Source organism: Cyanobium sp. BA5m-10 (assembly GCF_024346255.1).
Lineage (GTDB): Bacteria > Cyanobacteriota > Cyanobacteriia > PCC-6307 > Cyanobiaceae > Cyanobium_A > Cyanobium_A usitatum.
The window spans coordinates 182,563-200,528 of the sequence record NZ_JAGQCP010000001.1 but is presented as its reverse complement, the minus strand read 5'-3'; the positions used below and the strand labels follow the sequence as shown (position 1 = coordinate 200,528).

General features: G+C 64.8%; 20 protein-coding genes and 1 tRNA gene. 4 read left to right on the top strand and 17 right to left on the bottom strand.

Features of this window, described 5'->3' with window-relative positions; all coding sequences use genetic code 11:
- Positions 1–59: 59 nt before the first annotated feature.
- The 8 genes from KBY85_RS01180 to ftsH form a co-directional block, all read right to left on the bottom strand.
- Positions 60–2,309, bottom strand: a complete 2,250-nt coding sequence (locus KBY85_RS01180) for an AAA family ATPase (protein WP_254959747.1) — start codon at positions 2,307–2,309, stop codon at positions 60–62.
- Positions 2,309–2,800 carry a hypothetical protein gene (locus KBY85_RS01175; protein WP_254959746.1) on the bottom strand — a complete coding sequence of 164 codons (492 nt, stop codon included), beginning with the start codon at positions 2,798–2,800 and terminating at the stop codon, positions 2,309–2,311. The genes KBY85_RS01180 and KBY85_RS01175 overlap by 1 nt, the downstream gene beginning before the upstream one ends.
- Before the next feature lie 111 nt (positions 2,801–2,911).
- Entirely contained in the window at positions 2,912–3,109 is a 198-nt protein-coding gene (locus KBY85_RS01170) for a hypothetical protein (RefSeq protein ID WP_254959745.1), read from the bottom strand.
- Between the two features lie 150 nt (positions 3,110–3,259).
- On the bottom strand, positions 3,260–3,466 hold the full coding sequence (locus KBY85_RS01165) for a hypothetical protein (RefSeq protein ID WP_254959744.1): 207 nt from the start codon (positions 3,464–3,466) through the stop codon (positions 3,260–3,262).
- Positions 3,467–4,099: 633 nt separating this feature from the next.
- A tRNA-Ala gene (locus KBY85_RS01160) sits at positions 4,100–4,172 on the bottom strand.
- A gap of 87 nt (positions 4,173–4,259) precedes the next feature.
- Complete coding sequence (gene lexA / locus KBY85_RS01155; protein ID WP_254959743.1) at positions 4,260–4,889, bottom strand: transcriptional repressor LexA; 630 nt, start codon at positions 4,887–4,889, stop codon at positions 4,260–4,262.
- A gap of 52 nt (positions 4,890–4,941) precedes the next feature.
- Positions 4,942–5,895 (bottom strand): ornithine carbamoyltransferase, encoded by a 954-nt coding sequence (argF, locus tag KBY85_RS01150; protein WP_254959742.1) that lies wholly within the window; start codon positions 5,893–5,895, stop codon positions 4,942–4,944.
- Positions 5,896–5,905: 10 nt separating this feature from the next.
- A complete protein-coding gene (gene ftsH, locus KBY85_RS01145) occupies positions 5,906–7,765 on the bottom strand; it encodes an ATP-dependent zinc metalloprotease FtsH (protein ID WP_254959741.1) in 1,860 nt (619 codons plus the stop codon).
- A gap of 95 nt (positions 7,766–7,860) precedes the next feature.
- On the opposite strand from ftsH, the gene KBY85_RS01140 reads away from it, so the two are divergent.
- The 3 genes from KBY85_RS01140 to KBY85_RS01130 are packed head-to-tail and all read left to right on the top strand — an operon-like array spanning position 7,861 to position 9,229.
- Positions 7,861–8,499, top strand: coding sequence for an SOS response-associated peptidase (locus tag KBY85_RS01140; RefSeq protein WP_254959740.1), 639 nt, complete (start codon positions 7,861–7,863; stop codon positions 8,497–8,499).
- A complete protein-coding gene (locus tag KBY85_RS01135) occupies positions 8,496–8,741 on the top strand; it encodes a Nif11-like leader peptide family RiPP precursor (RefSeq protein WP_106502241.1) in 246 nt (81 codons plus the stop codon). The genes KBY85_RS01140 and KBY85_RS01135 overlap by 4 nt, the downstream gene beginning before the upstream one ends.
- Complete coding sequence (locus tag KBY85_RS01130) at positions 8,741–9,229, top strand: DUF427 domain-containing protein (RefSeq protein WP_254959738.1); 489 nt, start codon at positions 8,741–8,743, stop codon at positions 9,227–9,229. Before KBY85_RS01135 ends, KBY85_RS01130 begins: the two co-directional genes overlap by 1 nt.
- On the opposite strand, the gene KBY85_RS01125 is transcribed toward KBY85_RS01130, so the two are convergent.
- The 7 genes from KBY85_RS01125 to KBY85_RS01095 form a co-directional block, all read right to left on the bottom strand.
- Positions 9,195–10,214, bottom strand: coding sequence for a mechanosensitive ion channel family protein (locus tag KBY85_RS01125; RefSeq protein WP_254959737.1), 1,020 nt, complete (start codon positions 10,212–10,214; stop codon positions 9,195–9,197). The two genes, KBY85_RS01130 and KBY85_RS01125, sit on opposite strands and share 35 nt — an antisense overlap.
- Entirely contained in the window at positions 10,211–11,314 is a 1,104-nt protein-coding gene (gene ribD, locus KBY85_RS01120) for a bifunctional diaminohydroxyphosphoribosylaminopyrimidine deaminase/5-amino-6-(5-phosphoribosylamino)uracil reductase RibD (RefSeq protein WP_254959735.1), read from the bottom strand. The genes KBY85_RS01125 and ribD overlap by 4 nt, the downstream gene beginning before the upstream one ends.
- A gap of 7 nt (positions 11,315–11,321) precedes the next feature.
- A complete protein-coding gene (locus KBY85_RS01115; RefSeq protein WP_254959734.1) occupies positions 11,322–11,816 on the bottom strand; it encodes a DUF3122 domain-containing protein in 495 nt (164 codons plus the stop codon).
- Positions 11,813–14,314 (bottom strand): GH116 family glycosyl hydrolase, encoded by a 2,502-nt coding sequence (locus tag KBY85_RS01110; RefSeq protein WP_254959733.1) that lies wholly within the window; start codon positions 14,312–14,314, stop codon positions 11,813–11,815. Before KBY85_RS01110 ends, KBY85_RS01115 begins: the two co-directional genes overlap by 4 nt.
- A gap of 143 nt (positions 14,315–14,457) precedes the next feature.
- Complete coding sequence (locus KBY85_RS01105) at positions 14,458–14,862, bottom strand: PIN domain nuclease (RefSeq protein ID WP_254959732.1); 405 nt, start codon at positions 14,860–14,862, stop codon at positions 14,458–14,460.
- Complete coding sequence (locus KBY85_RS01100; RefSeq protein ID WP_254959731.1) at positions 14,859–15,089, bottom strand: hypothetical protein; 231 nt, start codon at positions 15,087–15,089, stop codon at positions 14,859–14,861. Before KBY85_RS01100 ends, KBY85_RS01105 begins: the two co-directional genes overlap by 4 nt.
- 85 nt (positions 15,090–15,174) lie before the next feature.
- Positions 15,175–15,420, bottom strand: a complete 246-nt coding sequence (locus tag KBY85_RS01095) for a hypothetical protein (RefSeq protein WP_254959730.1) — start codon at positions 15,418–15,420, stop codon at positions 15,175–15,177.
- A gap of 70 nt (positions 15,421–15,490) precedes the next feature.
- On the opposite strand from KBY85_RS01095, the gene cbiE reads away from it, so the two are divergent.
- Entirely contained in the window at positions 15,491–16,783 is a 1,293-nt protein-coding gene (gene cbiE / locus KBY85_RS01090) for a precorrin-6y C5,15-methyltransferase (decarboxylating) subunit CbiE (protein WP_254959729.1), read from the top strand.
- On the opposite strand, the gene KBY85_RS01085 is transcribed toward cbiE, so the two are convergent.
- Complete coding sequence (locus tag KBY85_RS01085; protein ID WP_254959727.1) at positions 16,734–17,462, bottom strand: nucleotidyl transferase AbiEii/AbiGii toxin family protein; 729 nt, start codon at positions 17,460–17,462, stop codon at positions 16,734–16,736. The two genes, cbiE and KBY85_RS01085, sit on opposite strands and share 50 nt — an antisense overlap.
- The gene (locus KBY85_RS01080) at positions 17,449–17,931 is read right to left on the bottom strand and encodes a helix-turn-helix domain-containing protein (RefSeq protein ID WP_254959726.1); all 483 of its coding nucleotides are present in this window, start codon (positions 17,929–17,931) and stop codon (positions 17,449–17,451) included. Before KBY85_RS01080 ends, KBY85_RS01085 begins: the two co-directional genes overlap by 14 nt.
- Between the last annotated feature and the right edge of the window lie 35 nt (positions 17,932–17,966).

Below are 17,966 nucleotides of genomic sequence, written 5' to 3'. Positions count from 1 at the left end.
CGTTGCTGGCGTCAACCGGAAGTGGTCTGGATCAATCCACCACCCCCGGAAATCGAACATCAACCAGCTACATTTGCCATGGCTGCCTGATCAGCAGCAGAGACGTCATCTTTCCTGGCAGTCACCGCGAGAAAGTCCTCATACGTCTGAAGCCTTGTGAACTGCCCTGCAGGGTCGATCCTCACGACCAGATCGGGTGTCTCACTGCCTGAGCGACCTTCCCGAAAGAATCGACGCTCGGGGATGTTCTTCTGAAAGCTTTTGCCGTCCTTGGCGGGTAGGTAGTGCAGGGTGATGATCGAGTTGCCGGCGCCTGGAATAGAGCTGTGACCACTTAGTGCCTCCACACCCACTTCGTTACTGGTTTTGGAGGCGTGGTGGATCATCAGCAGAGTCCCACCAGCGGCCATCACAGCGGCCTTCAGGTCGTACAGAAGGACACCGAGTGCCGGGTCGTTTTCGTTAGTGGTCAGACCACGGCTGATGCTGCGGAGGCTGTCGACCACCACAACTGCGCCGGGATTGGCCTTGATGTCATCCAGCAACTGATCGAGCTGTTGCTCGTCCAGCCGAAAGCTGCTCGACCACAGCAGGCGGTCGTGATCCCACAGGCCCTGCTGCTGCAACATCGCTTTGGTGTCGCGATCCCCCTGGTCATCGGTCACAAGGATCACGGTGTGTTTGACGCCAGTTCCGGGAAAGCCCAGCCAACCTTCCCCATTCAGTAAGCACCGGATTAAATCAACCACCAGCAAGGTCTTGCCGACCTTGGGCCGACCACCGACGAACGTCAGATCACCAGCCGGGATGACGTCGGGCACAAGCCACACCACTTCCGACAACTGCAGCTCTTTCCGCTGCTCAGCGGTCAACGCCCGGTAGCGCCCACCCATCCGCTGGGACATGGCCGCAACGACCCGTTCCGGCAAGTCCTTTTCTTTAACTAATTGCCCAAGGTCAAGCTGCTTGACCACCGCACGCAGATAGACCATCCGTCTGAACGGGTTGCGGTGCCGCCTCAGTGACCGCAGCAAGAACCGTTCAAAAAGGTCAAGCCGCTTGTGCAAAGGCAAATTCTTTCGGTCTTTTGGCTCCGTTGTGCCATCGCCCGCTGAAACAGTTGTCTGGGATGAGAACCCGCGTCCACGTCCCCAGCTCGGCTTCCAGCGCCATTGACCGGTCTCCTCTGCCCACTTTGCGATTGCGCGCCGCAAGGCTGACTTACTGAGTTGTCCGGCTCCTACCTCATCCGGCTCTGCGAAGTGGCGCTCTACACAGACGTCGAACCCTTCGTAGCCACACCAGTCGCTGTTGCGGCAATAAATCTCGAACAGTTCGATTGGGTCTTCGTCTACCTGGTATCCAAGGGACTCGATCATCCCCTTGGATTCCTGAAGGGACCGCGCGATGTCATAGGCCGATTTTGCGCGTACCCCCTCTTTATCTCCGCGATGGATTTGGTCGTACGTCGCACGGCTGAGCCCAAGGCGTAGAGGTACCGGCAGCGTCAGTTCGTCCGGCCCTGGGTACTCACCGGGTTTCGCTGGCTCCCCTTCTTCTGCCCTAAACAGGCCGCCATCGTCTTTGGCGGCCTTGGCTTTGACCGTAATTTCGGGGCACAGGCTCAGGATCTCTGACGCTTCGTACCAACGACCATCGGCGGCGTAGATGGTGCTCCTCTGCCGTGTTCCGGGATGGATACCACCCGCCAACCGCATCGGCTGCGCAGGACTTTCCATCTTTGGATCAAGCTTTACGCCCGGTGTGGCTTGCTTAATCGCCTCCTGTAGACGCTTCAACGCCACGATCCCTTCTTCCAGAGGCAGCGGTGTCTTCAGCCGCCACCAAAAGTGCAGCGACTTACCGCCGGTGAAAAGCACCAACGTCGGCGGTGGCAGCCCTGCTCGACGCCACGTCCCGAACTGCTCCTCAAGGCTCATCGACGCATCGTCGATCTCGTATTTGAGAAAGCGGACTTCAGTGATCTCCTGGCGTTTGCCGTAGGCAATCCCTCCTCGCTCGGGCACAAAGCCAAAGCTGTCGATCCCAGGCCGAAGGTCAGCGGCAACAGCCTCATAGAGCCGTTCAACCTGCAGGGCCGCCCAGTCGTACCCCGCGCCAGCGTTCTTACGCGGATAGTGGCGCATGTTGAGCCTGTCACCGTCCTTCCACCAACGGCTCAGGATCACCGGCTCATCACTCGGCAATCCCAGGACGTCAAGCATGCGCTCGGCCTGCCCAACGTCGATCAACACAGGCTGCTCGGCACCTTCCACCAGCGCCTGCAGCTCCTCTCCAAGTCTCAGCATCACTCCCCCAACGCAAGCAGTTTCTTGACCTGAGCGGTGATCCGCTCCCGCCGCTTGGCGAACATCTCGGCTCGATTGCAGACATCTGCCCAGCTCTCCCCTGGCCAAAACGTCATCGGCGGATTGAACAGCGCAAAAGCCACGGCACGGATCTGCCATGTGGTGACGATTTCAGTTTTCTCCCCAAAAAGTCGCTTGAAGGTCCCCTGTAGGAGCTTCTCCGGCAGGGCCAACGTCCCCACCATCAGCTGCGATTCCGCAGTGATCGAGCGGTAGGGGTGCGGGTCGCGATACCCGAATTCAGAGCGGGCGTAGCTCTCGGCGCGTTGGCGGACCTCCTCCCACGATTCGCAACGGCCCTGCAGCTCCCCGGGCGGCATGACATCTCGGAGATCCACCCCATCTGCCGGTAGGCGCGGATTGAGGTTTACGAGCTTGAAGAGACCTGGAACCAGGTCAAAGTCGATCGGATCTGCCCAATCTTCCAGCAAGTCCGCAGTGGCGAGACTAGTAATCCTTTTCACGGTAAACTCCTAAGTGGTGGTGCTTGGTGGTGCCGCAGCCTTTGGAGAGCCGCCTGTCGGAGGGCGGCTTTCCTGTTTTCAGATGCCTGAGCGCGAATAACCCTGCGTGCTTGCCCATTCCTCGCAGGCGTACCGAATCAATGTCGACTCGGTAACGCCTTCGACCATGGCCGCAGACTTCAAGAAGACAGCAAGTGTCTTAGGAAATCTGGCGTGAAGCATCGTATTTAACGGCGCTCCTCGGTATTCCATCTGGGCAAATTCACGCAGGGTCATCGAAACAGAAAAACTGGCGGCGTCTCACATAGTCTAAATATAAAAATGAAATTTGCAGACAAAAAGCAATATCGAGTCCTTGCTATCTCTCTACTGTGTAACAGTAAATGAGGCAAACTGAATCCATTTGATGTACCAATTTGCTGGCCATCAGCACAACTCCGTGGCATCGAAGTCGAAGATCTCCGGGAAGGTCTGCTGCATTGCCGTGAGGATCGACCGATGGATTCGGGCGAACTCGTACCGGTCGTCTGCGCACTCAAGTGCTGCAATGGCAGCTGCTGCTTTCGCCATCGTGAGCATCCGGTCGTGCCCGGCGTCATCCGCCTGCACGACGTGATTGCTTAGAAGCGCCATCAGCCCACCTCCTTTCTGGTAGTGCTCTTTGCGCGTAATTTCATGCCCCGCCGATGCATGGCTATTCGCACAGCCTCGACATCCCACCTGATAGGTGAGTTGAGGGATGGACCGAGGCTGTAGTGAGCGCCGGCTTCAAGAAAGCCACCGTGACTATCGCGTTGTCGCTTGAGGTGTTCGGGCGAGCAGCCAATTGCCTGCGCTGCTCGCGATGTCGGGAGCCAGAGGCATGAATTAAGAGAGGTCATAAAGGCACACGTCAGGGGGAACTTCTGCTTTGCCCTCCATAACTCGGGGCGGGTGCAGAATCCTTAGAGCGGACGGGTGGCCTCAATCAAGCCAACTTACACGCCCTGACTAGTCGTGAGCCGTTGCGATTGGTTGCCATAAGTTATCCATCGGGTGCCAATTGAGGCTTCGTCTTATCGGATAGCCCTGGTTGCCTGTTTGCAGCTTTGTAATAAGTGGGGCTAATGGCTGCCCTTGAAGGCTGCTGGTGTTGCCTCGCCTGCCCCCACCCAGTCGAGTTCGTCATGACGGTTTTGCCCTAGAAATTGCCCTATCTCGATCGGCTCGGTACTTGCGACGAGATGCGAGCATTAAAAAACCCAGGCCAGGCCTGGGTTTTGAGGATGGAGCCAAGCGGATTCGAACCGCTGACCCCCTGCATGCCATGCAGGTGCTCTACCAGCTGAGCTATGGCCCCTATAGGACGCCATGACAACGGAATGCTGGTCATTCCGCTTGGCTTGTGACCTTGCCTGGCTCTTTGTGAGCTTACAACGCCATCCGTTTAGACCTGGCGCCAGACGGCCACTAGCTTGCCCTGCACCGTTACCTGGTCGGCGGGGAGCACGATTGGGGCATAGGCGGGGTTGGCTGCTTCCAGGGTCACCGTGGCGCCGCTGCGGTGGAAGTGCTTCAAGGTGGTGCCACTGCCTGGCACCAGGGCGCTGACAATCGTGCCTGCTTTGAGCCGGCTCGGGTCGCTGACAGGTTCAAGCAGCACCACGTCCCCGTTGGCGATGTGGGCGTCCACCATTGAATCGCCATTCACGGTGAGGGCAAAAAGGCCGCGGGTATCGAGCACGGGGGCCAGGTCGAGGCGCTCCTGGATGTCGTCGAAGGTTTCAACCAAGCCGCCGGCGGCCACGGCGCCGAGCACCGGGATGCCGCTGGCCATGCCGCCCAGGAGCTGCAGGGTGCGGGCTTGGCCCTCTTGCCAGGTGATCCAGCCCTTCTGCTGCAGGTGGCGCAGGCGGCTCTGGATCGGCGCCGGAGAGCGCAGCCCCATAGCTTCCATCATTTGGCGGATCGAGGGGCTGTGGCGGTTGCTGCCGATGTAGTCGCTAAGCCAGTCGTATAGCTCTTGCTGGGCAGAGGAGAGATCCTTCTGGACTTGGTTGTTGCTGGGATGGGGCACGGACGCCACGTCGCTGATACAGATGTACCGCCTCGCGGCCTGTTTGTCCAGCTCAGGTGCCGCCGAGTAGGGCTGCCAGTAGGGCTTGTTGGGCGTGGAGGCGGTTTTCGGCCTGGTCAAATATGCGGCTGGAGCTGCCCTCCATGGCGCCGGCGCTGATTTCTAGGCCGCGATATGCCGGCAGGCAGTGCAGCACGATTGCGCTTGGATCTGCTTCTGCCACCAGCTCTTCGTTGAGACACCAGCCGGCGAAGGCCCTTTGCCGCTCTGCCTTTTCCTCCTCCTGCCCCATTGAGGCCCACACATCTGTGTAGAGGGCGTGGGCGCCGCGCACGGCAGCCACCGGCTCGTGCAGCACCACCACCTCGGATCCGCGAGCCGCCGCTAGGTGGCGTGACTGCTCAAGCACGGCTGCATCGGGTTCAAATCCCACCGGGCAGCCGATGCGCACATTCACCCCGAGCAGGGCGCCGCAGAGCATCAACGAGTGGGCCACGTTGTTGCCGTCGCCCACGTAGCTGAGGGTCAGGCCCTCCACTGCTCCGAAGACCTCCTGCAGCGTCAGGTAGTCGGCGAGGGCCTGGCAGGGGTGCTCCAGGTCGGTGAGGGCATTGATCACCGGGATCGTGGCCCAGTGGGCGTACTCCTCGAGTTCGCCCTGGGCGAAGGTGCGGATCGCCAGGGCATCCACATAGCGGCTCAGCACCCGCGCCGTGTCTGCCACCGGCTCACCGCGGCCTACCTGGCTCACCTGGGGATTGAGATCGATCGTTTGGCCACCAAGCCTGGCCATGGCCACCGAGAAACTCACCCGAGTGCGGGTGGAGGCCTTACTGAAGATCAGTCCGAGGGTTTTGCCCCCTAAATCGATACTGCTGGGGCCGGCCTTTAGGTCGGCCGCCAGCTGCAGCAGGGCCTGGGTTTGCTCGCCGTTGAGGTCGGCCGAGGAGAGCAGGTCTCGCCCGCGCAGCTCTTCTAGGGGTGGATAGGCACTGATGGCGGCCATGGCTCAACTCCTAGGGCATGACGCTGCTGGCCAGCAGCTCCTTGAGATCGTCGCCTTCGATCACCTCCTTCTCGAGGATCTTTTCGGAGATCGATTCAAGCAGCGCCCGGTTGTGGTTAAGGATCGCCAGCGCCTTGTTGTGGGCGTTGTCGACAAGGGAGCGAACCTCCTTATCGATCGCTTGGGCCGTGGCGTCACTCACCACCCGGCGGGGGTTGTTGTTGCCGCCGAGGAAGCGGCTGCCGCCCTGCTTGTCGTAGGCCAGGGGGCCGAGGGTTTCGCTCATGCCGAAGGTGCCCACCATCTGCTCGGCGATGTCGGTGGCGCGTTGCAGGTCGTTGGCGGCGCCGGTGGTGACCTCACCAAACACCACCTCTTCAGCGCTGCGACCGCCCAGCAAGGTGGCAATTTGACCCTCGAGGTCTTCCTTGGAATTGAGGAAGCGCTCTTCGGTAGGCAGCTGCAGGGTGTATCCCAGGGCGCTCATACCGCGGGGCACGATCGAGATCTTGGCCACCTTGCTGCCGCCTGGCATTAGGTGTCCAACGATTGCGTGGCCGACTTCGTGATAAGCCACCACTTTCTTCTCATCGGGTTGCAACACCCGGCTCTTCTTCTCCAGGCCAGCCACCACGCGCTCAATCGCCTCGTTGAGGTCGCCTTGCTCCACCTCGGTGCGATAGGAGCGGGCGGCGAGCAGGGCTGCTTCGTTAACGAGGTTGGCCAGGTCGGCGCCGGCAAAGCCGCTGGTGGCTTGGGCAATCTTGTCGAGATCGACGGTGCTGGAGAGCTTCACCTTCTTGGCGTAGATCTCCAGAATCAGCTTGCGCCCTGACAGGTCGGGGCGATCCACCAGCACCTGGCGGTCAAAACGACCAGGACGCAGCAGGGCGGCATCAAGGGTTTCGGGCTGGTTGGTGGCTGCCAGCACGATCACCGGCTTGTCCTGACCGGCAAAGCCATCCATCTCCGTGAGCAGCTGGTTGAGGGTCTGCTCGCGTTCGTCGTTGCCGCCGACCACACCCATCGAGCCCGAACGGCTCTTACCAATGGCATCGAGCTCGTCGATAAAGATGATGCAAGGCGCTTTTTTCTTGGCTTCTTCGAATAGATCGCGCACTCGTGCAGCGCCAGCACCAACGAATAGCTCCACGAATTCGGAGCCGGAAATGATGAAGAAGGCCACGCCTGCTTCACCTGCAACGGCCTTGGATAGAAGGGTTTTGCCCGTGCCGGGAGGGCCCACCAGCAGCACACCTTTGGGAATGCGGGCGCCGATAGCGGCGTAGCGCTCGGGTTTTTTGAGGAAGTCAACGATCTCGGCGAGCTCGGCCTTGGCCTCATCCACGCCAGCAACGTCGGCAAAGGTGACCCGTGATTCCTCATCGGGCACATAAACCTTGGCCTTGCTCTTGGTGAAGCTCAAAGCTCCCTGGGCGCCACCGCCCATCTGGCGGCGGGCGAAGAATTGCAGCACCAGGATGAAGATCAGAGGCGGCACCACCCAGCTCAGGGCGGTGGTGAGGAAGCTGGGCTTCTGGGGGGGAGCGGCGGCGAACTCAACCCCGTGCGACTCGAGTCGCTGGGGCAGATCCATGTCGAAGATCGGCGTGGTGGAGAGCACCGTGGGAGCGCCCTCCTCTTCGGGCTCCTTGAGCTCGTAGCGGATCTGGTCTGAGGTGATGTAGGCCCGTTTGACGTTGCTGCTATTCACCTGGTCGATGAACAGGGAGTAGGGCACCCGCGGCACCTGGGCAGCTGGATTGGGCAGGAAGTTGCTGAACAGCAGCAGCACACCAAAACCGATCAACACCAGGTTGATGATTCCGAAGCGGCGGTTAGGGCGGTTGTCGTCCTGGCGGATCGCCATGGTGCGGCAGCCAAAGGTGCACCCAAACTAGGGCTGTGGTCCCCTGGTCGTTTCGGCGGCGGGTTGGGAGAACCGAACGAGGACCCAATTCAGCTATGTGTGGTCGCTACTCCCTCTGCGCCGACTTCGATCGCCTGCAGCCCCGCTTGCAGGGCCCCCTGCCGCCCGGTCTGGCGGCCCACTACGCGCCGCGCTCGCAAGTGCTTCCCGGCGAACCCCTGCTGATCCAGCGCCAGGAAAATGGCCAGCTGCAGGTGGGGCTAGCCCTTTGGGGGCTGCTGCCCGACTGGGTCAAGGATCCCGCCACCGCCCACCGCTGCCTGCATGCCCGCGCTGAGACGGTGGCCTTCAAGCCCAGCTTTCGCGCCGCCTGGCGCCATCGCCGCTGCCTTATTCCTGCTGATGCTTTTTGGGAGCAGGGCCAGTGGCTGCGCCGCCGCGATGGCGATCTGTTTTGGCTTGCCGGCATCTGGGAGCGCTGGATAGGCCCCGATGGCAGCGAGCTCGACAGCTGCTGCGTGCTCACCACCGCCCCCAATGCCCTAGTGGCGCCAATCCACCGGCGCATGCCGGTGGTGATTCCCAACGGCCTGGAGCAGGCCTGGCTCGAGCCCACAGATGGCCATGGCCTGCGGGCCCTCGAATTGCTGCTGCTGCCCTGGGATGGGGGCGACTGGCAGGCCGATGGGGCAGCGATGGCGCTAGACCAACCGCAGTTGGAACTGGACCTGTGAGCCTCGAGCGCCTCGATGCCTTTTTGGCGCATGCCCGCCAATCGCCCCAGCTGGCGACCCAGCTGGCGGAGCCCTTGGAGCTGCAGGACTTCCTGGAGTTGGCCCGCGGCGCTGGCTATGCCCTTGAGGAGGCTGATGTGATCGCCGCGCAGCAGCGGCAGGAGTCCAGCCTCAGCGATGCGGAGCTGCAGGAGCGGGCTGGCGCTGAAGGCCGGCGGTTGCGCAATTTCATTTATTCCTGATGGCAGCCCCTGAGCAGGTAGGCGCCTACCCCCGCCCACCGGCCCTGGTTGAGAGCAGCCAGCTGGTGCGGGTTGAGGCCCTTGGCCAGCTTCTGGCCGAGAGCCGCCGCAGTTTGCGGGTGCTGGAAACCTTTCACCCACCCACCTACTACCTGCCGCCCGAGGCGGTGCGCCAGGAGCTGCTATCGCCCAGCAGCGGAGCCAGTTTTTGCGAGTGGAAGGGGGTGGCCCGCTACTTCGATGTGGTGGTTGATGGGGGTGGCCCGGCCGAGCGCCGGGTGCGGCGGGCGGTGTGGACCTACCCCGAACCCAGCCAGGCCTTTGCTGCTTTGTCCGGTTGGTTTGCGGTGTACCCGGCCTTGATGGACGGGTGCTGGCTGGATGGTGAACCCGTGCAGCCCCAGCCTGGCGGCTTCTACGGTGGCTGGATCACATCCCAGGTGCAGGGGCCGTTCAAGGGTGATCCCTTGCATCCGGAGCTCGTATGAGCAGCCTGGTGGGGAAGGGCATCGATCCACCGGCCTGCTCCACCACCTCGCCGATCAACAGCAGGGCTTGCTGCCGCAGGGCCCAGGCAGCGTGGATGTCGCTGCTGGCGGCGTAGCAGAGCAGGCGCAGCTGGAGGCTGGACTCGCCGTAGCCAACGAAGTGGGCTAGCTGATCCTTGGCCGGGTCTAGGCCGGGCAAGCTTGAGAGGCGCTGCTCCAGGTTTTGGGTGATCGTGGCGACGCGCTCCCGGTCGGCGTAGCTGAGGCCGAATTCGATCCAGATGCGGCGGTTGTCGATCTGGGCCAGGTTCTGGATTGCTTGGCTGGTGAACACCCCATTCGGCACATAAATTCGCTGGCGTTCCGGATCGCGCAGCTCGGTATAAAACCAGCCCACCTGCTCCACCGTGCCAAGCAAATTCAGGCCGGGCAGGTTGATGGTGTCGCCGAGCACGAAAGGGCGGTTGATGTAGAGGCTCAAGCCACTGAGGCCGTTTTCCACAATGGTGCGGGCGCCGAAGCCCAGGGCCGCTGCTCCAAAGCCCCCTGCCGTGATCAGCACTCCCGCCGATACACCCAGCAGATCTAGGGCCATTACCAGCACCACCAGCAGGGCTGCTGTGGTCAGCAGCTTGTCGAGCACATCGAATAGGAACAGCTGATCCTTGCTGGAGAGATGCGGCAGCAACTGGGCGGCGTAGTGCTCGGCGCGCTGTTTGAGTTCGCCGCGCCAGCGCAGCAGGGTCCAAATCACGCCGATGGTGAGCAGCAGATTGCGCACCTCCAGGCCCGCCAGCCACCAGCCAGCACTGCTGAGCAACACCGTGCCCGCCAGGCTGACTCGCCCGCTGAGCAGCAGGGCTTGGCCTAGGGAGCCGGTGCGGCAACGCCTGCCGAGCCGGTCCAGCAGCAGCCAGGTGCCTAGGGCAAGCAACACCCCCGCCAGGGGAAGCTGCAGATTGAAGGGCAGGTTTGTGGCGATCATGGCTCCAGCTCTGCAGGTGAGCTGAGTTGCCAGAGCAGATCGCTGCCCAGGTGCCGGGGCGCTTGAGCCTGCCAGCTCCGCACCTGGGCCATAGCTGTGAAACCCAGCTCACCAAGGGGGGTGCGGGCCGGCTGGCCGCCCATCAGCTTCGGGGCGATCACGGCGACCAGCTCCTGCACGCAGCCTTCGGCTATGGCGGCGGCTGCCAGTTCCGGGCCGCACTCCCAGAACACCTGGTTGCAGCCCCGCAGCGCCAAGGCCTCCAGCAGCAGTCGGGGGCTGCAGCCCTCTAGCTCCAGTCGGGGCACGCCGCGTTTATCCAGGGAGGCTGCGGCCGCGGCTGGAGCCTCTGGCCCATGCACCACCAAGGTGGCGGCGGCGCTTTGATCCCAGAGCTGGGCACTGGCAGGGAGCTCCAGGCGGCGGCTGAGCACCACCCGCAGCGGCTCGGGCTGGCGTTGGCCGCGGCTGGTGAGCAGGGGGTCGTCGGCGCGCACGGTGCCGCCGCCAACGATCACCGCATCGCAGCCGGCCCGCAGCCGGTGCACCCAAGCGCGGGCCTCGGGGCCACTGATCCACTGGCTGGCGCCATTGCTCAGGGCGGTGCGGCCATCGATGCCCATGGCCCACTTGAGGATGCCCAAGGGGCGGCCGCTGCTGATGCGGTGAATGAAGGCCCGGTTGAGCGTGCGGGCCTCGGCCTCGGCTACGCCGGTGATCACCTCGATGCCCGCGGCCCGCAGCTGGGCGAGGCCGCCCCCAGCCACCTGGGGGTTGGGATCGGCCATGGCCACCACCACCCGGGCGATGCCGGCGGCGATCACCGCCTGGCTGCAGGGGGGGGTGCGGCCGTGGTGGCAGCAGGGCTCCAGGGTCACCACCAGGGTGCCGCCGCGGGCTCGCTCGCCCGCCTGGGCCAGGGCGCCCACCTCGGCGTGGGGCTCTCCGGCCCGGGCGTGGTAGCCCTCCCCCACCAGCGAGCCGCCGGCATCGAGCACCACTGCTCCCACCAGGGGGTTGGGGCTGGTGCGTCCGGCGCCCAGCTCAGCTAGCTGCAGGGCCCGTTGCATCCAGGGAAGCCAGGGCGCCGTGGAGGGCATCACTGGCTCATCCAGCAGCGCTGGGCAGGCTGCGCCATTCCGCCACCACAAATGGCGGCACCGGCAGCTCCACAAACACCCCCGGCAGCACCAGGCGCAGGGGCCGGTCTTGGTGCAGGTCGGCCAGCAGGGGGGCCAGATCAAACTCGGCGGCGGCGGCGCGGCCATCACCCGCCAGCTGGGGATTGGCCAGAGTCACATCGGCCAGCTCCCAGCGGAAGTGGCCGCTGCGCACCTGCAGAGATGTGGGGTGGTCTAGCCGCACCTTGCCGGGATAGCCCACGATGCGCAGCCTCAGGGGGCCGCCAGGAGCGCCTTCGCGATAAGCCACCACCTGCCAGCTCTGGTAGTCGAGGTCGCGCAGGCTCTCGAGGCTGCGCACCACCGGGGTGCCATTCTCGTCGTTGTGGGCGTGGACTAGGGCCTGGGCCGGTGTGGCCAGGCTCAGCCAGAGCCCTAGCGCCAGCAAGGGGGCCAGCAGCAGCGAAAGCAGGCTTTTCATGGTTGGCGCTCGGCGCCTGGAATCGCTTGCCAGTTGGTGTGGGTAGCCCACAGGGCCCAGATCGCCATGGCGCGCAGGTAGTGGCAGGCCCGGAAGGTGTTCACGCCAGTGATCGCCTCGGGGGTGCGGAACTGCAGGCCGCCGCTGTACACCTGCTCCACCACGGCGCCGGTGATGGCAAAGGCCGTGCTGGTTTCTCCCATTAGGCGGTAGTAGGCCGCCAGGCCGAAGTTGATGCCGGTCCACACCTCAAGGGGATGGGTGCCGTTGGGATCGAGCGGGGTGCCATCGCGGCGCAGGCCATTGGCCACGCCGAGCCGGCCCCCCTGGAAACCCTCAAAGCACGACTCCTTAATCGCTTTGAGCGCACTGCTGGCGCGCTCATCAGCCACCACGGCGGGCAGTCCCAGCAGGCGGGCGTAGAAGTCGCCGCAGAGCTGGTCTGCCATCACCACCGGCGTGCCGCTCTCGGCATCGATTTTGTAAAACTCACCGTTCCAGAGCAGCAGGTCGAAGTTGGCGCGCGACTGCTCCAGCCAGCCGCCCAGTTGGCGCTGCTCGCCGCTTGTGTCTAGCCCTAGCTCCAGTTGCAGCTGCTGGGCGATCGCTAGCCCCGCCTCCAGGGCGGCGATCCAGAGGGCGCCGCAGTAGGCACTGACGCCCTTGAGCGGCCAGTCGTCGAAGGTTTGGTCGGGGGCGCCGCCGTTGTCGGGCAGGCCGTCGTTGTTGACGTCGAAAGTTTTGAGGTAGGTGAGGGCCTGGATAGCCGCCGGCCAGCACTCGGCCAGGAAGCCGAGGTCTGGGCCGTTGGGAGCGAGCTTGAAGGTGCGCCACACCTGCAGCACATAGTCGCTGGCCAGGTCTTTCCAGAGATTGCAGTCTTGATAGGCGGTGTAATTGGTGGCCTCAAACGGCCGCTCGTTGGGGGCACCCAGATCGTGGGGGGTGGCACCGGCCAGTTTGCGGGCGGCCTCCATCCGGCCCTTGCCCTGGGTGAAATACCAGCCGATCGGCCGCAGTGTGGCGTCGGCAGCGGGGATGGCGCGGGCGAAGCTGCGCAGCACGGCCTTGTCGAGCTCGGGCCAGAGCTGCAGCAGGGCAAAGGAGCCGTAAAGCCGCACGTCCAGGCTTTCGTACCAGGCGTAGTCGAGGCACTCCAGCACGCCAAACTGACCCACCGGATCGCCTGCAGCAGCGGCGGTCCAGAGGCTGCCGCCACTGGCTAGATCGTATAGCTCGTTGAACAGCGCCATCCGCAGTGGTTCGGGCAGATCGCTGCGCTCCAGCACCGGCTTTTGCCAGGCCTCGATCTGGGCGCGCCAGTCGCGCCAGTCGCTAAGAGCCTCGGCGGCGATGGCGGCGGAGCTGGTGCCGCTATCGCCGCCGGCCTCTTCGCCAAAAAAATCGCTGTAGCGGCGCAGGGCGCGGCTGCCGGTGGCGAAGGCCGTGACCGGGAGGTCCCAGCTGATCACCAGGGGAATCTCGATGCTGGCCCCCGGCTCCAGGCAGCACTTCACCGCCAGGGCGGCGCTGGCAGGGTCGCTATCGCCACTGCGGCGGTCGTTGTTGCTATCAGGAATCGAGCCGTCGCGGGCGAAGGGTTCCCACAGCTCAGCGCCACTGCCGCTGGGATCCCAACGGCTGCAGCGCTGCACTTCGAGGTGGTCGGCGGTGGCGATGCACCACTGTCCCTGGCCCTCGGCGAGGGGGGTGGCGCGCTCACCATCAAGCAGCACCCCCTTGAGCCCCGGGTGCTCCACCCAGGTATTGCGGTGGCCCTTGCTGCGGCCGATCGCGGGCACGTAGTTGTGCTCCGGGCTGCCGTCATCTCGAAACGTGACTGCTGCTGTGGGATCTGTGTTGGTGAACCAGCCCGTGGTGTTGCGCCAGCTCAGCAGCAGGGAGAGGTCGAGGGGCCGGTTGGTGGGGTTGGTGAGGGTCCAGACGAACACCGCCACCGGGTAGCTGGTGCGCTGGTAGTCGCCCGGCAGGATCGGACTGAAGGCTTCGCAGCTCACCTCGGCTTGGAACACACCCGTGTACTGGGTGCTGCTGATCGGGTAGCGGGCGGCATAGGTGCCGGTGTGCTGCTTGTCGCTACTGGCGGGATACCAGCTCCAGGCGCTCAGGGGTTCGCCGGCTGCGGGCCTGGAGGCATCGACCTCTGGCTTCACCGCTAGGGCATGGGCGCGACTCTGGTCGCCGTCGCTTTCAAACAGGGCGAACTGGCAGTCGGGCAAGTTGCCAAACCAGTGCTCGCCGCCATCGAGGTGCCAAAGGTTGAAGGAGCCATCGGGGGCGCGGCCGATGCAGCCGGCGCCGAAGCCCCCCAGGGGCATGCCGTGGTTGGGACCGTCGTCGAGGTTGCTGGCGTAACGCACCGTGTAGGGCTGCTCCCAACCCAGGCCAAAGGCCCGGCTCCAGCTACTGCTGCCAGCGGTGGGAGCCCCGTTGCCCTTCAGCAGCGATGTGAGGGCTGAAAGGCCGAAGCGCGCCATGGGGCCAGAAAAGGTGCGTCCAGCTTGTCAGAGGTTGTTGGCGGCTGGGACTGGGCTTCCTGCAGGGGCTCTAACAGAAGTGGTGTGTTCAGAAGATGGCAGGAAGAAGCGATGGCTAGATGAACGTAAAGGCTTCGAATGGGTCAGGCAGGGCGTTCAAGGCGCTGCAGGCGCAGCTCACTCACCGAGGCGATGGCTTCGAAATCGGCATCGAAACTCACCAGCACCGCGTTGTGGTGCAGAGCCACGGCGGCCACCAGGAGGTCGAGGCTGAGAACCGTCTGACCGATCTGGCGGCAGGCCTGGCCCAGGTCGATCGCCCGCTGCCACAGATCTGCAGGGGTGGAGAGCGTGGGCAGGGTGTCGAACTGGGCTTTCAGTTGGCGGGTTTCGTCTGGACGGGCTGAACGCAGCATCTCAAAACGCACCGGTTCCGCCAGGTGGGCCTCAGGGTCGAGGACGAAGGGCGCGATGAACTGTTTGAGGGGGGCCGGGCTCCGGGTACGGGTGAAGTCGATCCACAGGCTGGTGTCGAGCAGCAGGGTCATGCAGCGAACTCCTGGTTCCGTTGGCGCTCGCGCTCCTGGTCGGCCTCGTAGCTCTCCAGCTCGACGCCCCACTCGCCGCTGAGGAATCGCTGAGCGATCTGGGCGCGACGGTGCTGCTGCAGGGCCTCCTCCATCAGGCGGCGGATGGCGGGCCCCTTCTTGCGCTCGCCGGTGAGCTCCAGGATTTCGGTCATCTCAGTATCCGAAAGTTCAACGGTCACTTTCATGGTTTCAGCTACCTCGAGTCCGACCCTGAGAGCAGTTTAAGCGGATTTTGGTGTTGGACTGGTGATCGGGATTGAGCAGAGCCGATCAGTAGGCCTGGTTCGCTGGCGCCTGGAAACCGCCGTTCACCTCCTGATCCACCAGGGCGTCGAGGGTCACGGCCGAGCGCACCAGGGCCTGATAGCGCTGCACCACGCGGCGGTTGCGTTCGATCCAATTGCCGGGATCGCCGCTGGGCAGGCCCGTGCCGTCGCCGGCCAGCAGCTCCAGGTCGTTTTGCTGGGCTAGCAGGGCCAGCACCAGGTCGTGGATGCGCTGGCGGCGGTCGCTCATGGCTGGGTCCGGTGGCACAGGCCGGCCATCATGGCTGCAGTGACCGTGGGGCGCCCTGGCTCAGCAGGCCGTGTTGGAGGTGGTCGGCACCGATGCCGGAGGGCTGGCTGCGCTGCCGGCCCCCAGCCTCGCCTTGGTGCGGGCAGCCCAGCTGCTGCTTGCCCCCCAGCGCTTGCTGGCGGAGCTTGGCCCCTGGTGGCAGGAGGAACAGGGGGCCGGCCGCATCCCGGCGGGGAACCCCTGCCCCCAGCTCCTGGCCAGCGATCGGACCGAGCAGATTTTCGGCCCGCTGGAGCAGGCCCTGGCGACGGGCCGGCCGGCGGTGCTGCTCGCAAGTGGCGACCCGCTTTGGTTTGGCATCGGTCGCCTGCTGCTGCAGCGCTTTCCGGCCGCCCAGCTGCGCTTTCATCCCGCCCCCTGCTCCCTCCAGCTGGCCTTTGCCCGCCTCGGCCGCCCCTGGCAGGACGCCAGCTGGATCAGCCTGCACGGCCGCGACCCCGAAGCCCTGGCCCCCGCCCTGCAGAAGCGACCACCTGCCCTGGCGGTGCTCACCGACCCCAGCCGCGGCGGCGCCGAAGAGGTGCGGCGAATCCTGGCGGCCTCTGGCCTGGAGGCGGCCTATGCCTTCTGGCTGTGCGAGCGGCTGGGCCATCCGGCGGAGCGGATGCAGCGGCTGCTCCCCGGGGCACCCCTGCCGCCCGACTTCGATCCGCTGCATCTGGTGCTGCTGATCGCTGAGCCGCCGGCGCCCCCGGCTGATCCCGCAGCCCTCCCCCTGTTTGGCCTTGAAGACGGCCTGTTCCTCCAGCACGACGACCGCCCCGGCTTGATGACCAAGCGGGAGGTGCGCATTCAGCTGCTGGCTGATCTGGAGCTGCCCGAGTGCGGCGTGCTCTGGGATATCGGCGCCGGCGTGGGTTCGGTGGGGCTCGAGGCGCTGCGGCTGCGGCCTGGCCTGGCGCTCTGGGCCCTGGAGGCCCGCGGCGGCTCTGCAGCTCTGATCGCAGCCAATGCCGAGCGGTTGGGGGTGAGACCGACCGGCGTGCTGGAGGGCCGGGCCCCCGAAGCCCTGGCGGAGCTGCCCGATCCGGATCGGGTGCTGCTCGGCGGCGGTGGCCGCGAGCGCGCGGCGGTGCTGGCGGCGGTGCTGCAGCGCCTGCGGCCCGGCGGGATGGCGGTGATCCCGCTCGCCACCGTGGAAGCCCTGGCGGAGCTGCGGCCGCTGCTTGAACAGGCCGGCTGCCGGGTGGCGGTGTCTCAGCATCAGGCCTGGCGGGGGGCCCCGTTGGCCGATGGCACCCGCCTGGCGCCGCTTAATCCCGTGCTGGTGTTGAAGGGGCGGCTGCCAGCCGCTGCAGGTTGAGCAAGCGCTGCCACAGCGCGGCCCGTGGGGCCTCGATCGCCAGCACCTGACGGCAGCGCTCCAGCCAGCCTTCACGCTGCTGCAGCCGCTCTAGGGCCTTGCCCAGATCGGTGCGGATTGCATCGCCATAAGCCTCTTCCGCCTTGGCCAGCGCCCGCTGCCAGATGGTTTGGGTCAGGGGTATGTGGGCCAGATCGATCAGATCACGGTTGAAGACTCCGTCGTCGTTCCAGCGGTCGGAATTGGCCAGCAGCTTGCTGCAGATGAGGTCGTTCAGCGTGAGGGAGGCAATGCCGCAGATCGCGTCTTCCTCGCTGGGCATCTCCAGGCTGATCCGGCCCTCCAGCACGATTTCCAGCTTGATGGCCACCCCCGCCACCACCACGCCTGCCCGGATGCCGTATTGGTCGGTGAGCGGTTCGCGGCTCTCCTCGAGGGGGGTTTGGGGATCCTTCCAAAGTGCCCTCAGGCTGTTGTCCCGCCGGATCAGCTGCCGCAATTCTCGGTAGCCCTGCCGGTCTGAGACGAGCAGATCCACATCCACCGACTGGCGGAACTCCCCGTAGCGCAGGGCAATGGCCGTGCCGCCGCCGAACAGGCAGTGGTGCTGCTGCAGGAGCTCCGCATTGAGCTGGTCCAGCAGGCTGGCGATCCGGCGGTGGTGCTCAAGCCGGAACATCAGCTTCCGGGATGGTGAGATTCAGCGCGGTGATCAGCTGGCGCTCGTTTGGCTGCAGCGGCTCCAGATCCAGTCGCCTGCGCTGGCTTGCATAGAGAGAGGCCGCTTCCGATGCGTTCAGGCTGCCGCTGCCCTGGACATGCCAGGCCAGTTGCTGCAGCAGGGGATAGGCAGCTAGCTCGATCGTCTCCGCTCTGGTTGCGGTTGGTGCTCCAGCTTCGGCATCCTCCGGACCCTCCAACTGGCCCAGGGACAGATCGAGGGCATCCAGCACATTCATCAGGGCCCCCAGCGTCACCGAGGTTGCGCCCGTCTCGATGCGGTGCAGCGTCACCCTGGAGATCCCGCCCGCTGCCGCGGTGGCCATCGCACTGATACCAAGCGCCTTCCGTCTCCGCCGGATGCGTTCGCCGATGGCCCGCAGGCGCTCTGGGCAACGGCCCTGGGGCTGTGGTGCGGTGGCGGGCATGGGATCCCCGGCTTGAATGTTTCCCATTCTGGTCA

What these genes read in the sequence shown, in the direction of transcription:
- ftsH (WP_254959741.1), bottom strand. Translation starts at nt 7,765, where the DNA reads ATGGCGATCCGCCAGGACGACAACCGCCCTAACCGCCGCTTCGGAATC.
- KBY85_RS01170 (WP_254959745.1), bottom strand. Translation starts at nt 3,109, where the DNA reads ATGACCCTGCGTGAATTTGCCCAGATGGAATACCGAGGAGCGCCGTTA.
- KBY85_RS01125 (WP_254959737.1), bottom strand. Translation starts at nt 10,214, where the DNA reads ATGATCGCCACAAACCTGCCCTTCAATCTGCAGCTTCCCCTGGCGGGG.
- KBY85_RS01110 (WP_254959733.1), bottom strand. Translation starts at nt 14,314, where the DNA reads ATGGCGCGCTTCGGCCTTTCAGCCCTCACATCGCTGCTGAAGGGCAAC.
- KBY85_RS01105 (WP_254959732.1), bottom strand. Translation starts at nt 14,862, where the DNA reads ATGACCCTGCTGCTCGACACCAGCCTGTGGATCGACTTCACCCGTACC.
- KBY85_RS01130 (WP_254959738.1), top strand. Translation starts at nt 8,741, where the DNA reads ATGGCAGCCCCTGAGCAGGTAGGCGCCTACCCCCGCCCACCGGCCCTG.
- KBY85_RS01180 (WP_254959747.1), bottom strand. Translation starts at nt 2,309, where the DNA reads ATGCTGAGACTTGGAGAGGAGCTGCAGGCGCTGGTGGAAGGTGCCGAG.
- ribD (WP_254959735.1), bottom strand. Translation starts at nt 11,314, where the DNA reads ATGCCCTCCACGGCGCCCTGGCTTCCCTGGATGCAACGGGCCCTGCAG.
- KBY85_RS01095 (WP_254959730.1), bottom strand. Translation starts at nt 15,420, where the DNA reads ATGAGCGACCGCCGCCAGCGCATCCACGACCTGGTGCTGGCCCTGCTA.
- KBY85_RS01085 (WP_254959727.1), bottom strand. Translation starts at nt 17,462, where the DNA reads ATGTTCCGGCTTGAGCACCACCGCCGGATCGCCAGCCTGCTGGACCAG.
- KBY85_RS01080 (WP_254959726.1), bottom strand. Translation starts at nt 17,931, where the DNA reads ATGCCCGCCACCGCACCACAGCCCCAGGGCCGTTGCCCAGAGCGCCTG.
- KBY85_RS01100 (WP_254959731.1), bottom strand. Translation starts at nt 15,089, where the DNA reads ATGAAAGTGACCGTTGAACTTTCGGATACTGAGATGACCGAAATCCTG.
- KBY85_RS01165 (WP_254959744.1), bottom strand. Translation starts at nt 3,466, where the DNA reads ATGGCGCTTCTAAGCAATCACGTCGTGCAGGCGGATGACGCCGGGCAC.
- KBY85_RS01140 (WP_254959740.1), top strand. Translation starts at nt 7,861, where the DNA reads ATGTGTGGTCGCTACTCCCTCTGCGCCGACTTCGATCGCCTGCAGCCC.
- argF (WP_254959742.1), bottom strand. Translation starts at nt 5,895, where the DNA reads ATGGCCGCCATCAGTGCCTATCCACCCCTAGAAGAGCTGCGCGGGCGA.
- KBY85_RS01115 (WP_254959734.1), bottom strand. Translation starts at nt 11,816, where the DNA reads ATGAAAAGCCTGCTTTCGCTGCTGCTGGCCCCCTTGCTGGCGCTAGGG.